Source organism: Streptomyces xanthii, assembly GCF_014621695.1.
GTDB lineage: Bacteria > Actinomycetota > Actinomycetes > Streptomycetales > Streptomycetaceae > Streptomyces > Streptomyces xanthii.
Map to the genome: position 1 here is coordinate 3,162,008 of NZ_CP061281.1, position 13,856 is coordinate 3,175,863.

The window sequence follows — 13,856 nt, forward strand, 5'->3', positions numbered from 1 at the left end:
GTACCGGAGTCAGTGTCCGAGCAGGCGGCTGCCTGTCGGAGATCCGGGGGACGCGAGCGTCCCCCGGAAAGCGGGACCGATCAGTACTGCTCGGTCTCCACGAAGCCCGCGTCCGCGTCGTCGTCGGCGCCGAAGGCGTCCGCGGCGGCGGTCGGGTCGAACCCGGGGGGCGAGTCCTTGAGCGCGAGGCCCATGCCGGCGAGCTTGGCCTTGACCTCGTCGATCGACTTCGCACCGAAGTTGCGGATGTCGAGCAGGTCCGCCTCGGAGCGGGCGACGAGCTCACCCACGGAGTGGATGCCCTCGCGCTTGAGGCAGTTGTACGACCGAACGGTGAGCTCGAGCTCCTCGATCGGCAGCGCCAGGTCGGCGGCCAGGGCGGCGTCCGTCGGGGACGGACCCATGTCGATGCCCTCGGCGTCGATGTTCAGCTCGCGGGCGAGACCGAACAGCTCGACCAGGGTCTTGCCGGCGGACGCCATGGCGTCACGCGGGCGCATGGCCTGCTTGGTCTCGACGTCGACGATCAGCTTGTCGAAGTCGGTGCGCTGCTCGACACGCGTGGCCTCGACCTTGTACGTGACCTTGAGAACCGGCGAGTAGATCGAGTCGACCGGGATGCGCCCGATCTCCTGACCGACCTGCTTGTTCTGCACGGCGGAGACGTAGCCGCGACCGCGCTCGACGGTCAGCTCCATCTCCAGCTTGCCCTTGCCGTTGAGCGTGGCGAGGACGAGGTCGGGGTTGTGCACCTCGACACCGGCCGGGGGCGCGATGTCGGCGGCGGTGACCAGACCCGGGCCCTGCTTGCGCAGGTACATCACGACCGGCTCGTCGTGCTCCGAGGAGACGACCAGCTGCTTGATGTTGAGGATCAGGTCGGTGACGTCCTCCTTGACGCCCGGCACGGTGGTGAACTCGTGCAGGACACCGTCGATGCGGATGCTGGTGACAGCAGCGCCGGGGATCGACGAGAGGAGCGTGCGGCGGAGGGAGTTGCCGAGGGTGTAACCGAAGCCCGGCTCCAGCGGCTCGATCACGAACCGGGAGCGGAACTCGTCGACGACCTCTTCGGTCAACGAGGGACGCTGAGCAATCAGCATTCTGCGAATCCTTCAGTCATGGGCACCCACTATTTGATGCCCGACTCACCGGGCGGTAGCCCGATATGTACTACAGCTGCAATGGTACGGGCGGCACGGCCTCTGACGAGAGCCGTACCGCCCGGAAACCTCAGACCAAGCGGCCTGCGCTGCTGACCTGGGTCAGACGCGGCGACGCTTGGGCGGACGGCAGCCGTTGTGCGGCGTGGGCGTCACGTCCTGGATCGAACCGACCTCGAGGCCCGTGGCCTGGAGGGAGCGGATCGCGGTCTCACGGCCGGAGCCGGGACCCTTGACGAACACGTCGACCTTGCGCATGCCGTGCTCCTGCGCGCGGCGGGCGGCCGACTCGGCGGCCATCTGCGCGGCGAACGGGGTCGACTTGCGCGAACCCTTGAAGCCGACGTGGCCGGCGGAGGCCCACGAGATCACGTTGCCGGTCGGGTCCGTGATGGACACGATCGTGTTGTTGAACGTGCTCTTGATGTGCGCGTGGCCGTGAGCGACGTTCTTCTTTTCCTTGCGGCGCACCTTCTTGGCAGCGCCCTGACGACCCTTGGGGGGCATCTATATCTCCTACGGGAGGTGGTCGGTCCTACAGCGAAGACCGCTTGGTCAAGCGTCCGCTGAGGACTACTTCTTGCCCGGCTTCTTCTTACCGGCGATGGCGCGACGCGGGCCCTTGCGGGTGCGGGCGTTCGTGCTGGTGCGCTGACCGCGGACCGGCAGACCACGACGGTGGCGCAGACCCTGGTAGCAGCCGATCTCGACCTTGCGGCGGATGTCGGCCTGGATCTCGCGACGGAGGTCACCCTCGGTCTGGTAGTTCTGGTCCACGTACTCGCGGATCTTGACGAGGTCTTCCTCGCTCAGGTCGCGAACACGGACGTTGCGGTCCACACCGGTGGCGTCCAGCGTCTGCTGGGCGCGCGTACGCCCGATGCCGAACACGTAGGTGAGGGCAACCTCGACGCGCTTGTCGCGCGGGAGGTCAACACCTTCAAGGCGTGCCATTCAAGGCTCCTGTTGATACTCGGAGGTCTGCAGCAGAACCACTCCCAGCCGCCGTCCTCTTTGAGCTCAAAGATTTGGTACGAGCTGGGTCCTCGGCCTCCGACCGAGGGTGTCGCCACGACGAGACGTGCTCGGCGCCGGCGGGCCCTGCATATTTACTGAATGTGCTGCGTCGCGCGAAATCTACGAACGAACTGCAGTGAACGGGTCTACGTCAGCCCTGGCGCTGCTTGTGGCGCGGGTTGTCGCAGATCACCATGACCCGGCCGTGACGGCGGATCACCCTGCACTTGTCGCAGATCTTCTTGACGCTCGGCTTGACCTTCATGGGTGAGGTTCTCCGGGTCAGTTGCCGGCGGCCCGCAGAGTGCGGGACTCGGGCAAGATCTACTTGTACCGGTAGACGATCCGGCCACGCGTCAGGTCGTACGGAGACAGCTCCACCACGACCCGGTCGTCAGGGAGGATGCGGATGTAGTGCATGCGCATCTTGCCGCTGATGTGTGCCAGGACCTGGTGGCCGTTCTGGAGCTCGACCTTGAACATGGCGTTCGGCAGAGACTCGACGACAGTGCCCTCGATCTCGATGGCACCTTGCTTCTTGGCCACGCTTCGCCCTTCGAATCGACTACCTTGATCGACTTCCGTGTCTGCCGCGTTCCGACCTGCGGACATGCGCATACACGAGAGCCGACGAGTCAGTCTACGTCAGGACCCCCGGAAAGACGAATCCAGGAATTCTGCCCTACCACAAAGATCCCTAAGCCTCCGCCCACAGCGATCCGCGACAGCGCCGGGAGACCGGGTCCCACTGAGCTACGCCAACGGATCCGGCGCCGCCGTCACGCCCATCTCCGCCAGCTTCGCCTTGCCGCCGTCGGGGGAGGTCAGGACCAAGGGGCCCTCTTCGGTCAGGGCGACCGAGTGCTCCCAGTGCGAGGACCAGGTGCCGTCCGTCGTGATGACCGTCCAGTCGTCCTCGAGGACCTCGGTCTTCGGGGTGCCGAGCGAGACCATCGGCTCGATCGCGAGGCAGAAGCCGGGGACCAGCTTCGGGCCCTTGCCGCGGCGGCGCTCGACGTAGTTCAGCAGGTGCGGGTCCATGTGCATCTCGGTGCCGATGCCGTGGCCGCCGTAGTCCTCGACGATCCCGTACTTGCCGCCGCCCGGCTTCGGCTGGCGGCGGATGTACGTCTCGATGGCGCGGGAGATGTCCACGAGCCGGTTGCCGGCCTTCATCGCGGCGATGCCGGCCCACATCGACTCCTCGGTCACCCGGGAGAGCTCGAGCAGCTCCGGAGCGTGACCGGAGCCCACGAACGCGGTGTACGCGGCGTCCCCGTGCCAGCCGTCGACGATCGCGCCGCAGTCGATGGAGATGATGTCGCCGTCCTCCAGGACGACGTTCTCGCTCGGGATGCCGTGGACGACGACCTCGTTCTTCGAGGTGCAGATCGTCGCGGGGAAGCCCCCGTACCCGAGGAAGTTCGACTTCGCGCCGTGCTCCGCGATCACCTTGCGGGCGACCTCGTCGAGGTCCCGCGTCGTCGCGCCCGGAACGGCCGCCTCCCGGGTCGCGGCATGGATCGCCGCGACGACAAGCCCCGCCTCCCGCATCTTGCGAATCTGCTCGGGGGTCTTGATCTGCACCATGGGGGCCTGCGCTCTCCGTCATACCGGTAAGGGAGTACCCACCAACACTAAGGCCGCGGCCCCCTCGAAAGGGAACCGCGGCCTGAGTGAAGCGATGTGCCGGGCGGAACCGGTCAGCGACCGAGGGCCTCCATGGCCTTCGCCGTGACCTCGTCCACCTTGCCCAGCGCGGAGATCGTCTTCACGAGCCCCTGCGCCTGGTAGTAGCCGATGATCGGCTCGGTCTGCGTGTGGTAGACCTCGAGCCGCTTGCGCACGGTCTCTTCCTGGTCGTCGTCACGCTGGTACAGCTCGCCACCGCAGACGTCACAGACGCCCTCGGTCTTGGGCTGCTTGTACTCGACGTGGAACACGTGCGCCGAGTCGTTGCGGCAGATGCGGCGGCCGGCGATGCGCTTGACCACCTCGTCCTCGGGGACCTCGAGGTCCAGGACCGCGTCCAGCTTCACGTCGTCGGCCTGCAGGGCGACGTCGAGCGCCTCGGCCTGCGAGACGTTGCGCGGGAAGCCGTCGAGCAGGAAGCCGTTGACGGCGTCCGGCTGCTCCATGCGGTCCTTGGCCATCCCGATGGTGACCTCGTCCGGGACGAGCTGGCCGGCGTCCATGTAGGACTTGGCCTTCTTGCCCAGCTCCGTGCCCTGGCTGATGTTGGCACGGAAGAGGTCGCCCGTGGAGATGTGCGGGATCGACAGGTTCTTGGCAAGGAACGCGGCCTGCGTTCCCTTGCCTGCACCAGGCGGCCCGACGAGGACGATTCGCATCAGCGGAGGAACCCTTCGTAATTGCGCTGCTGGAGCTGGCTCTCGATCTGCTTCACCGTTTCCAGACCAACACCCACGATGATCAGGATGCTGGTGCCGCCGAACGGGAAGTTCTGGTTTGCCCCGAAACCAACCAACGCCATCGTCGGTACAAGAGCGATCAGACCCAAGTACAGCGAGCCCGGCCAGGTGATCCGGTTGAGCACGTACGAGAGATACTCAGCGGTCGGTCGGCCAGCCCGGATGCCCGGGATGAAGCCACCATACTTCTTCATGTTGTCCGCGACTTCCTCGGGGTTGAACGAGATCGCCACGTAGAAGAAGGCGAAGAACACGATCAACAGGAAGTACGTAACGATGTAGATCGGGTGATTTCCCTTGGTCAGGTGGTCGTCGATCCACACCTTCCACGACGAGTCACCGCCCGCGAACTGCGCGACGAGCGCCGGAATGTAGAGCAGCGACGACGCGAAGATGACAGGGATCACACCCGCCTGGTTCACCTTCAACGGGATGTAAGTGGACGTACCGCCGTAGGAACGGCGGCCGATCATGCGCTTCGCGTACTGCACCGGAATGCGGCGCTGGGCCTGCTCGACGAAGACCACCAGGCCGACCATGACGAGGCCGACGAGGATGACGGTGCCGAACTCGATCCAGCCGTCGGCCAGGGAGCCCTGCTGCTTGATGGCCCACAGCGCGGACGGGAAGGTGGCGGCGATCGAGATGAACATCAGGATCGACATGCCGTTGCCGATGCCGCGGTCGGTGATGAGCTCGCCGAGCCACATCATCACGCAGGTGCCGGCGGTCATCGTGATGACCATCGTGATGGTGATGAAGATCGACTGGTCGGGCACGATCTGGCTGGCGACGGGGCAGCCCTGGAAGAGCGCGCCGGTGCGGGCCGTGGCGACGAGGCCGGTGCCCTGGAGGATGGCGAGCGCCACCGTCAGATAACGGGTGTACTGGGTGATCTTCGCCGTACCCGCCTGGCCCTCCTTCTTGAGGGCTTCCAGGCGCGGGATCACCACGGTGAGCAGCTGCAGAATGATGCTCGCGGTGATGTACGGCATGATGCCCAGCGCGAAGACCGTGATCTGCAGCAGAGCGCCACCGCTGAACATGTTGACCAGACCGAACAGGCCGGTGCTGGAATTGGCCACGTCCATACACGTCTGGACGTTCGAGTAATCCACACCGGGGATGGGGATGTGCGCCCCGAGCCGGTAGATCACGACGATGCCCAGCGTGAAGAGCAGCTTCTTGCGCAGGTCGGGCGTCTTGAACGCCCGGGCGAACGCGGTGAGCACGGTGCCTCCTGCGACCCCCGCGCGCGTGCGTCAGAGGTGACGGTCTTGAGGATTCGACGAATACGTAACGGCCGAGGGCCGGGATTGGTGCCGGGGGCACACAACAACCCGGAAATCAGCAGCGGTGGCCACCTTACCGGCGTACCTGCCCCCCTAGGAACGACCAACCGGGGATACCCCTTTTGTGGGGTATCCCCGGTCGGGATCGTTCATGTCATCGAGACGGTGTCTGGGTTCAGACGAGCTCGGTGACCGTACCGCCGGCGGCGGTGATCTTCTCCTTGGCGGAGCCGGAGACGGCGTCGACCGTCACCTGCAGCGCCACGGTGATCTCGCCCTGGCCGAGGACCTTGACGAGGCTGTTCTTGCGGACAGCACCCTTCTCCACCAGACCCTCGACGGTGACTTCGCCACCCTCGGGGTACAGCGAGGCGAGCTTGTCCAGGTTCACGACCTGGAACTCGACCTTGAAGGGGTTCTTGAAGCCCTTCAGCTTCGGGAGACGCATGTGGAGGGGCATCTGGCCACCCTCGAAGCGCTCCGGAACCTGGTAACGGGCCTTCGTGCCCTTGGTACCACGACCGGCCGTCTTACCCTTCGACGCCTCACCACGACCGACACGGGTCTTGGCGGTCTTGGCGCCGGGGGCCGGACGGAGGTTGTGGATCTTCAGCGGGTTGTTCTCCGCCATGATCAGACCTCCTCAACCGTCACGAGGTGGCGGACGGTGTGCACCATGCCGCGGAACTCGGGGCGGTCCTCCTTGACGACCTGCGTGTTGATGCCCTTGAGACCAAGGGAGCGCAGGGTGTCACGGTGGTTCTGCTTGCTGCCGATGTACGACTTCACCTGCGTGATCTTGAGCTGCGCCATTACGCACCAGCCCCGGCACGCGCACGGAGAAGAGCCGCGGGGGCGACGTCCTCGAGCGGCAGACCACGGCGAGCCGCGATCTCCTCGGGACGCTGCAGGCCCTTGAGGGCCGCCACGGTCGCGTGCACGATGTTGATCGCGTTGTCGGAGCCGAGCGACTTCGACAGGATGTCGTGAACGCCGGCGCACTCGAGCACGGCGCGCACCGGACCACCGGCGATAACACCGGTACCCGGGGACGCGGGCTTGAGCAGCACGACGCCGGCAGCCTTCTCACCCTGGATCGGGTGGGGGATGGTGCCCTGGATACGGGGGACCTTGAAGAAGTGCTTCTTGGCCTCCTCAACACCCTTGGCGATGGCGGCCGGCACCTCCTTGGCCTTGCCGTAACCGACACCCACGGTGCCGTCACCGTCGCCCACTACGACGAGCGCAGTGAAGCTGAAGCGACGACCACCCTTCACAACCTTGGCGACGCGGTTGATCGCGACAACGCGCTCAACGTACGCGGTCTTCTCGGCGGCAGCAGCGCCACCGTCGCGACCCTTCCGGTCCCGCCGCTCGCCGCCACCGGCACCGCCACCGCGGCGCTGGGGTCCAGCCATTGGAATTACCTCTCTCTGTTTCCGCTAGCTACGGAACCGGCTCAGAACTTCAGGCCGGCTTCGCGGGCGGCGTCCGCCAGGGCGGCGATGCGCCCGGCGTACTGGTTACCACCACGGTCGAACACGACGGCCTCGACACCGGCGGCCTTGGCGCGCTCAGCGACCAGGGCACCGACGGACTTGGCCTGCGCGGACTTGTCGCCCTCGCCGCCACGGATCGAAGCGTCCAGGGTCGAGGCCGACGCGAGGGTGTGACCCTTCACGTCGTCGATGACCTGCGCGACGATGTTGCGGTTCGAGCGCGTCACGACCAGACGCGGACGCTCAGCCGTACCCGAGATGTGCTTACGGATACGGATGTGGCGACGCTTGATGGCAGCACGCTTGTAAGCGTCGCCCTTAGCAATCTTCTGACCGTATGCCATGGCTTACTTACCCGCCTTTCCGACCTTGCGGCGGATGACTTCGCCTTCGTACTTGACGCCCTTGGCCTTGTACGGGTCGGGCTTGCGCAGCTTGCGGATGTTGGCCGCAACCTCGCCGACCTTCTGCTTGTCGATGCCCTCGACCGAGAACTTGGTCGGCGACTCGACCTTGAAGGAGATGCCCTCGGGCGCCTCGATCAGGATCGTGTGGCTGTAGCCGAGCGAGAACTCCAGGTTGGAGCCCTTCGCCAGGACGCGGTAACCGACACCGCTGATCTCGAGCTTCTTCACGTAACCCTGGGTCACGCCGGTGATCATGTTCGCCACCAGCGTGCGGGACAGGCCGTGCAGGGCCTTGTTCTGACGCTCGTCGTTCGGGCGGGTGACGTTCAGAACGCCGTCCTCACCCTTGGCGATCTCGATCGGCGCCACGACGGTGTGGGTCAGGGTGCCCTTGGAGCCCTTGACCGTGACCGTCTGGCCGTCGATGGTGACGTCCACGCCGGCGGGAACCGTGATGGGGAGCTTGCCAATACGCGACATAGCTGTTTCCTCCGTTCCCTTCCGCTACCAGACGTAGGCGAGGACTTCCCCACCCACGCCCTTCTTCTGCGCCTGCTGGCCGGTCAGGAGACCGTGCGACGTGGAGATGATCGCCACGCCAAGGCCGCCGAGGACCTTCGGCAGGTTGGTGGACTTCGCGTAAACGCGCAGACCCGGCTTGGAGATGCGCTTGATGCCGGCGATCGAACGCTCACGGTTCGGGCCGAACTTCAGCTCGAGGACGAGGTTCTTGCCGACCTCGGCGTCCTCGACCTTCCAGCCGGTGATGAAACCCTCCTGCTGGAGGATCTCGGCGATGTGCGACTTGATCTTGCTGTGCGGCATAGCCACGGTGTCGTGGTACGCCGAGTTCGCGTTACGCAGACGCGTCAGCATGTCTGCGATCGGATCAGTCATGGTCATGAATTGGCCTTCGGCCTCTCTCGCCGGGGTTTCCTGTATGCGCCATCCCTCTCCCCACACAGGGGCGGGACGGGTGCGGCGCGGGGACCTACGGCGTAGTAAGTCGGTCAGGGCGACAGAGCCCAACCCCACAAGCCTAAGCCATGGGGAGCCGGTGCTCTGCCGACCCTTGTGCTTACCGAGAGATCCGGATAATCCCAACTAGGGGATTACCAGGAGCTCTTGGTCACGCCCGGCAGCTCGCCACGGTGAGCCATCTCACGAAGGCACACGCGGCACAGGCCGAACTTGCGGTAGACGGAGTGCGGACGACCGCAGCGCTGGCAGCGGGTGTACGCGCGCACGCCGAACTTGGGCTTGCGGGCAGCCTTCGCGATAAGGGCCTTCTTCGCCATCTCGCTCACGCCTCCTTGAACGGGAAGCCGAGGTGACGAAGGAGCGCGCGGCCCTCAGCGTCGTTGGTCGCCGTGGTGACCACGGTGATGTCCATACCCCGGACGCGGTCGATCTTGTCCTGGTCGATCTCGTGGAACATGACCTGCTCGGTCAGACCGAAGGTGTAGTTGCCACGGCCGTCGAACTGCTTGGGGGACAGACCACGGAAGTCGCGGATGCGCGGAAGCGCGAGCGACAGGGTGCGGTCCAGGAACTCCCACATGCGGTCGCCACGGAGCGTGACGTGGGCACCGATCGGCTGGCCCTCACGCAGCTTGAACTGCGCGATGGACTTGCGGGCCTTGGTGATGGCCGGCTTCTGACCCGTGATGGTGGTCAGGTCGCGGACGGCACCGTCCATGAGCTTCGAGTCACGCGCGGCGTCACCCACACCCATGTTGACCACGATCTTGACCAGACCGGGGATCTGCATGACGTTCTCGTACGAGAACTCCTCCTGCAGCTTGCCCTTGATCTCGTCGCGGTACTTCTGCTTCAGACGCGGATTGGTGGTGGTCGTCATCAGATGTCCTCACCCGTCCGCTTGGCAACGCGGATCTTGTTGCCCTCGTCGTCGAAGCGGTAGCCGACACGCGTGACGACCTTGTTGCCGTCCTTCTCAACGACCAGCTGGACGTTGGAGACGTGCACCGGCGCCTCGGTGGTCACGATGCCGCCGGCCTGCGAGCCGGAAGCCGTGGGACCGGCCTTGGTGTGCTTCTTGACCCGGTTGACACCCTCGACCAGGACGCGCTCCTCGCGCGGGTAAGCGGCAATGACCTTGCCCTGCTTGCCCTTGTCCTTACCGGTGATGACCTGGACCAGGTCGCCCTTCTTGATCTTCATGCTTACAGCACCTCCGGCGCGAGCGAGATGATCTTCATGAACTTCTTCTCGCGCAGCTCACGGCCCACGGGGCCGAAGATACGGGTGCCGCGAGGGTCGCCGTCGTTCTTCAGAATGACGGCGGCGTTCTCGTCGAAGCGGATGTACGAGCCGTCCGGACGGCGGCGCTCCTTGACGGTGCGAACGATGACGGCCTTGACGACGTCACCCTTCTTCACGTTGCCGCCGGGGATCGCGTCCTTGACGGTGGCGACGATGACGTCACCGATGCCCGCGTAGCGGCGACCCGAGCCACCGAGAACACGGATGCAAAGGATCTCCTTGGCACCAGTGTTGTCGGCGACGCGAAGTCGCGACTCCTGCTGGATCACGTCTATCTCCTGATCGTCTGCCGGTTCCCGGCGGGGGGTTCCCGGAGGAATCCCCCACCGAGCCTGGCGGAACTGTCCTGCGGGGTTGCCCGCAGGAATTACTTACTGTCCTGGTGGAAGACCCGCGCCCCGAGGAAAACCGGGGCGAGGGGCAGCGGGAGCGAGTGCTCCCGCTTGATTACTTCGCCTTCTCCAGGATCTCGACGACGCGCCAGCGCTTCGTCGCGGACAGCGGCCGGGTCTCCATGAGGAGGACACGGTCGCCGACACCCGCGGCGTTCTGCTCGTCGTGCGCCTTGAGCTTGTTCGTACGGCGGATGACCTTGCCGTACAGGGCGTGCTTGACGCGGTCCTCGACGGCGACGACGACGGTCTTGTCCATCTTGTCGCTGACGACAAGACCCTCGCGGGTCTTGCGGAAGCCGCGGGCGGCGGTCTCTTCAGTCACAGTCTTCTCGCTCATCAGGCGTTCTCCACCGTCTCGATGCCCAGCTCGCGCTCACGCATGAGGGTGTAGATCCGCGCGATGTCCTTGCGGACGGCCTTGAGCCGGCCGTGGTTCTCGAGCTGACCGGTCGCCGCCTGGAAGCGGAGGTTGAACAGCTCTTCCTTGGCCTCGCGGAGCTTGTTGAGAAGCTCCTCGTTGCCCAGCTCGCGCAGCTCGGACGCCTTGGTCCCGGCCGACATCACGCCTCACCTGCTTCGCGCTTAACGATCTTGCACTTCATCGGCAGCTTGTGGGCCGCACGAGTCAGGGCTTCACGCGCGATCTTCTCGTTGGGGTACGACAGCTCGAACATCACGCGCCCGGGCTTGACGTTGGCGATCCACCACTCCGGCGAACCCTTACCGGAACCCATGCGGGTCTCGGCAGGCTTCTTGGTGAGGGGACGGTCCGGGTAGATGTTGATCCAGACCTTGCCGCCACGCTTGATGTGACGCGTCATGGCGATACGAGCGGCCTCGATCTGACGGTTCGTCACGTAGGCCGGGGTGAGCGCCTGGATGCCGTACTCGCCGAACGCAACCTGCGTGCCACCCTTGGACATACCGCTGCGCTTCGGGTGGTGCTGCTTGCGGTGCTTGACCCTACGGGGGATCAGCATTTCGGTCAGGCCTCCGTTCCGGTGCTCTCAGCAGCGGGAGCGGCGGCGGGAGCGTCGGCCTTGGGGGCCTCGGCAGCCGGCGCGGACTGCTGCTGCGGCTTGCGACCGCGACCGCCACGCTCGCCACCACGGCCACCACGGGCCGGGCGGTCGTTGCCACCACGGGCCGGGCGGTTGCCGGCGCGGGCAGCGGCGTTCTCGGCGCGGACCTCGGCGATGTTCTTGACATCGCCCTTGTAGATCCAGACCTTCACGCCGATGCGGCCGAAGGTCGTCTTGGCCTCGAAGAAGCCGTAGTCCACGTTGGCGCGGAGCGTGTGCAGGGGCACACGGCCCTCGCGGTAGAACTCCGAACGGGACATCTCGGCACCGCCGAGACGACCGCCACACTGGATCTTGATGCCCTTGGCGCCCGCCTTCATCGCCGACTGCATGCTCTTACGCATGGCGCGACGGAAGGAGACGCGGGAGGACAGCTGCTCCGCGACGGCCTGGGCCACGAGCTGAGCGTCCGTCTCGGGGTTCTTGACCTCGAGGATGTTCAGCTGGACCTGCTTGCCCGTGAGCTTCTCGAGGTCACCGCGGATGCGGTCGGCCTCGGCGCCACGGCGGCCGATGACGATGCCGGGACGAGCGGTGTGGATGTCCACCCGCACGCGGTCACGGGTGCGCTCGATCTCAACCTTCGAGATGCCGGCGCGCTCCATGCCGGACGTCATCATCCGACGGATGGCGACGTCTTCCTTGACGTAGTCCTTGTACAGCTTGTCGGCGTACCAACGCGACTTGAAGTCGGTCGTGACACCGAGCCGGAACCCGTGCGGGTTTACCTTCTGGCCCATTACCGGGTTCCTTCCTTGCTGCTGACGACCACGGTGATGTGGCTGGTCCGCTTACGGATCCGGTAGGCACGGCCCTGGGCACGCGGACGGAACCGCTTCAGGGTCGGGCCCTCATCCACGTACGCCTCGCTGATGAACAGCGACGACGCGTCGGTGTGGTCGTAGTTGTGCGCGGCGTTGGCGATGGCGCTGTCCAGCACCTTGCCGACCGGCACGCTCGCGGCCTGCGGGGCGAAACGCAGGACCGCCTGAGCCTCCGTGGCGTCCATGCCACGGATGAGGTCCACCACGCGGCGGGCCTTCATGGGCGTGACGCGGATGTACCGCGCCTGGGCCCTGGCTTCCATGGTTGTCCCTTCAATGTTCGTCATAGTCGTTCACACCCCGCTTAGCGGCGCTTCGACTTGCGGTCGTCCTTGACGTGGCCGCGGAAGGTGCGGGTCGGCGAAAACTCACCGAGCTTGTGGCCGACCATCGACTCGGTGACGAACACCGGGATGTGGGTCTTGCCGTTGTGCACCGCGATCGTGTGCCCCAGCATGCTGGGGATGATCATCGAGCGCCGGGACCAGGTCTTGATGACGTTCTTGGTGCCTGCTTCGTTCTGGGCGTCCACCTTCTTCACGAGGTGGTCGTCGACGAAGGGCCCCTTCTTGAGACTGCGCGGCATCTAAACCCGCTCCTAGCGCTTCTTGTTCGACTTGCGGCGGCGGACGATGTACTTGTTGCTCGCCTTGTTGCGATCACGAGTACGACCCTCCTTCTTGCCCCACGGCGAGACCGGGTGGCGACCACCGGAGGTCTTGCCTTCACCACCACCGTGCGGGTGGTCGACCGGGTTCATGACGACACCACGCACGGTCGGGCGGACGCCCTTCCAGCGCATGCGGCCGGCCTTGCCCCAGTTGATGTTCGACTGCTCGGCGTTGCCGACCTCGCCGACGGTGGCGCGGCAGCGCACGTCGACCAGGCGGATCTCACCGGAGGGCATGCGGAGGTGGGCCATCGAGCCCTCCTTCGCGAGCAGCTGCACGGAGGCACCCGCGGAGCGGGCGAACTTGGCGCCACCGCCGGGACGGAGCTCGATCGCGTGGATCGTGGTACCGACCGGGATGTTGCGCAGCGCCAGGTTGTTGCCGGGCTTGATGTCGGCCGCCGGGCCGTTCTCGACCACGGCACCCTGGGCCAGCCCACGGGGGGCCAGGATGTAGCGCTTCTCGCCGTCCGCGTAGTGCAGGAGAGCGATACGCGCGGTGCGGTTGGGGTCGTACTCGATGTGAGCGACCTTCGCCGGCACGCCGTCCTTGTCGTGACGACGGAAGTCGATCACGCGGTAGGCGCGCTTGTGGCCACCACCCTGGTGGCGGACCGTCACGCGACCGGAGTTGTTACGGCCGCCCTTGCTGTGCAGGGGGCGGACCAGCGACTTCTCCGGCGTGGACCGCGTGACCTCGACGAAGTCGGCGACGCTGGAGCCACGACGGCCCGGCGTAGTCGGCTTGTACTTGCGGATTCCCATTTCTCAGTCCTCGTCCGATATTCG

The 13,856-nt window shown here is 65.7% G+C and carries 25 protein-coding genes; all 25 read right to left on the minus strand.

Annotation, left to right across the window (positions count from 1 at the left end; genetic code table 11):
- Window positions 1-80: 80 nt before the first annotated feature.
- The 25 genes from IAG42_RS14155 to rplB all read right to left on the minus strand — a co-directional run bounded on the left by IAG42_RS14155 (window position 81) and on the right by rplB (window position 13,832).
- On the minus strand, window positions 81-1,103 hold the full coding sequence (locus IAG42_RS14155) for a DNA-directed RNA polymerase subunit alpha (RefSeq protein ID WP_003966937.1): 1,023 nt from the start codon (window positions 1,101-1,103) through the stop codon (window positions 81-83).
- A 162-nt stretch (window positions 1,104-1,265) separates the two neighbouring features.
- The gene (gene rpsK / locus IAG42_RS14160) at window positions 1,266-1,670 is read right to left on the minus strand and encodes a 30S ribosomal protein S11 (protein WP_003948617.1); all 405 of its coding nucleotides are present in this window, start codon (window positions 1,668-1,670) and stop codon (window positions 1,266-1,268) included.
- A 66-nt stretch (window positions 1,671-1,736) separates the two neighbouring features.
- A complete protein-coding gene (gene rpsM, locus IAG42_RS14165; RefSeq protein WP_161304251.1) occupies window positions 1,737-2,117 on the minus strand; it encodes a 30S ribosomal protein S13 in 381 nt (126 codons plus the stop codon).
- A gap of 214 nt (window positions 2,118-2,331) precedes the next feature.
- Window positions 2,332-2,445 (minus strand): 50S ribosomal protein L36, encoded by a 114-nt coding sequence (gene rpmJ, locus IAG42_RS14170; protein ID WP_003974245.1) that lies wholly within the window; start codon window positions 2,443-2,445, stop codon window positions 2,332-2,334.
- A 59-nt stretch (window positions 2,446-2,504) separates the two neighbouring features.
- Entirely contained in the window at window positions 2,505-2,726 is a 222-nt protein-coding gene (gene infA, locus IAG42_RS14175) for a translation initiation factor IF-1 (RefSeq protein ID WP_003948620.1), read from the minus strand.
- A gap of 207 nt (window positions 2,727-2,933) precedes the next feature.
- Window positions 2,934-3,770 carry a type I methionyl aminopeptidase gene (map, locus tag IAG42_RS14180; RefSeq protein WP_188337373.1) on the minus strand — a complete coding sequence of 279 codons (837 nt, stop codon included), beginning with the start codon at window positions 3,768-3,770 and terminating at the stop codon, window positions 2,934-2,936.
- A 113-nt stretch (window positions 3,771-3,883) separates the two neighbouring features.
- Window positions 3,884-4,531, minus strand: coding sequence for an adenylate kinase (locus IAG42_RS14185; RefSeq protein ID WP_188337374.1), 648 nt, complete (start codon window positions 4,529-4,531; stop codon window positions 3,884-3,886).
- Window positions 4,531-5,844 (minus strand): preprotein translocase subunit SecY, encoded by a 1,314-nt coding sequence (gene secY, locus IAG42_RS14190; RefSeq protein ID WP_188337375.1) that lies wholly within the window; start codon window positions 5,842-5,844, stop codon window positions 4,531-4,533. The genes IAG42_RS14185 and secY overlap by 1 nt, the downstream gene beginning before the upstream one ends.
- A gap of 235 nt (window positions 5,845-6,079) precedes the next feature.
- Window positions 6,080-6,535 (minus strand): 50S ribosomal protein L15, encoded by a 456-nt coding sequence (rplO, locus tag IAG42_RS14195; RefSeq protein WP_111663854.1) that lies wholly within the window; start codon window positions 6,533-6,535, stop codon window positions 6,080-6,082.
- A gap of 2 nt (window positions 6,536-6,537) precedes the next feature.
- The gene (rpmD, locus tag IAG42_RS14200; protein WP_052580766.1) at window positions 6,538-6,717 is read right to left on the minus strand and encodes a 50S ribosomal protein L30; all 180 of its coding nucleotides are present in this window, start codon (window positions 6,715-6,717) and stop codon (window positions 6,538-6,540) included.
- Complete coding sequence (rpsE, locus tag IAG42_RS14205; RefSeq protein WP_016645168.1) at window positions 6,717-7,322, minus strand: 30S ribosomal protein S5; 606 nt, start codon at window positions 7,320-7,322, stop codon at window positions 6,717-6,719. Before rpsE ends, rpmD begins: the two co-directional genes overlap by 1 nt.
- 41 nt (window positions 7,323-7,363) lie before the next feature.
- Window positions 7,364-7,747 carry a 50S ribosomal protein L18 gene (rplR, locus tag IAG42_RS14210; protein WP_188337376.1) on the minus strand — a complete coding sequence of 128 codons (384 nt, stop codon included), beginning with the start codon at window positions 7,745-7,747 and terminating at the stop codon, window positions 7,364-7,366.
- 3 nt (window positions 7,748-7,750) lie between these two features.
- Entirely contained in the window at window positions 7,751-8,290 is a 540-nt protein-coding gene (gene rplF / locus IAG42_RS14215; protein ID WP_188337377.1) for a 50S ribosomal protein L6, read from the minus strand.
- Between the two features lie 24 nt (window positions 8,291-8,314).
- Complete coding sequence (gene rpsH, locus IAG42_RS14220; RefSeq protein ID WP_188337378.1) at window positions 8,315-8,713, minus strand: 30S ribosomal protein S8; 399 nt, start codon at window positions 8,711-8,713, stop codon at window positions 8,315-8,317.
- Window positions 8,714-8,922: 209 nt separating this feature from the next.
- The gene (locus IAG42_RS14225; RefSeq protein WP_003956452.1) at window positions 8,923-9,108 is read right to left on the minus strand and encodes a type Z 30S ribosomal protein S14; all 186 of its coding nucleotides are present in this window, start codon (window positions 9,106-9,108) and stop codon (window positions 8,923-8,925) included.
- Between the two features lie 5 nt (window positions 9,109-9,113).
- Window positions 9,114-9,671 (minus strand): 50S ribosomal protein L5, encoded by a 558-nt coding sequence (rplE, locus tag IAG42_RS14230; protein ID WP_161304257.1) that lies wholly within the window; start codon window positions 9,669-9,671, stop codon window positions 9,114-9,116.
- Window positions 9,671-9,994 carry a 50S ribosomal protein L24 gene (gene rplX, locus IAG42_RS14235; RefSeq protein ID WP_030685463.1) on the minus strand — a complete coding sequence of 108 codons (324 nt, stop codon included), beginning with the start codon at window positions 9,992-9,994 and terminating at the stop codon, window positions 9,671-9,673. Before rplX ends, rplE begins: the two co-directional genes overlap by 1 nt.
- A 2-nt stretch (window positions 9,995-9,996) precedes the next feature.
- Window positions 9,997-10,365, minus strand: a complete 369-nt coding sequence (gene rplN / locus IAG42_RS14240; RefSeq protein ID WP_003998823.1) for a 50S ribosomal protein L14 — start codon at window positions 10,363-10,365, stop codon at window positions 9,997-9,999.
- 178 nt (window positions 10,366-10,543) lie between these two features.
- Window positions 10,544-10,828 (minus strand): 30S ribosomal protein S17, encoded by a 285-nt coding sequence (rpsQ, locus tag IAG42_RS14245; RefSeq protein WP_111663851.1) that lies wholly within the window; start codon window positions 10,826-10,828, stop codon window positions 10,544-10,546.
- A complete protein-coding gene (gene rpmC, locus IAG42_RS14250) occupies window positions 10,828-11,052 on the minus strand; it encodes a 50S ribosomal protein L29 (protein ID WP_059079052.1) in 225 nt (74 codons plus the stop codon). The genes rpsQ and rpmC overlap by 1 nt, the downstream gene beginning before the upstream one ends.
- The gene (gene rplP, locus IAG42_RS14255) at window positions 11,052-11,471 is read right to left on the minus strand and encodes a 50S ribosomal protein L16 (RefSeq protein WP_055553500.1); all 420 of its coding nucleotides are present in this window, start codon (window positions 11,469-11,471) and stop codon (window positions 11,052-11,054) included. The genes rpmC and rplP overlap by 1 nt, the downstream gene beginning before the upstream one ends.
- A 5-nt stretch (window positions 11,472-11,476) precedes the next feature.
- Complete coding sequence (gene rpsC, locus IAG42_RS14260) at window positions 11,477-12,313, minus strand: 30S ribosomal protein S3 (RefSeq protein WP_161304258.1); 837 nt, start codon at window positions 12,311-12,313, stop codon at window positions 11,477-11,479.
- Window positions 12,313-12,660 (minus strand): 50S ribosomal protein L22, encoded by a 348-nt coding sequence (gene rplV / locus IAG42_RS14265; protein WP_009327087.1) that lies wholly within the window; start codon window positions 12,658-12,660, stop codon window positions 12,313-12,315. Before rplV ends, rpsC begins: the two co-directional genes overlap by 1 nt.
- 41 nt (window positions 12,661-12,701) lie before the next feature.
- Entirely contained in the window at window positions 12,702-12,983 is a 282-nt protein-coding gene (rpsS, locus tag IAG42_RS14270; protein WP_030782571.1) for a 30S ribosomal protein S19, read from the minus strand.
- A gap of 12 nt (window positions 12,984-12,995) precedes the next feature.
- A complete protein-coding gene (rplB, locus tag IAG42_RS14275; protein WP_161304259.1) occupies window positions 12,996-13,832 on the minus strand; it encodes a 50S ribosomal protein L2 in 837 nt (278 codons plus the stop codon).
- Window positions 13,833-13,856: the final 24 nt, after the last annotated feature.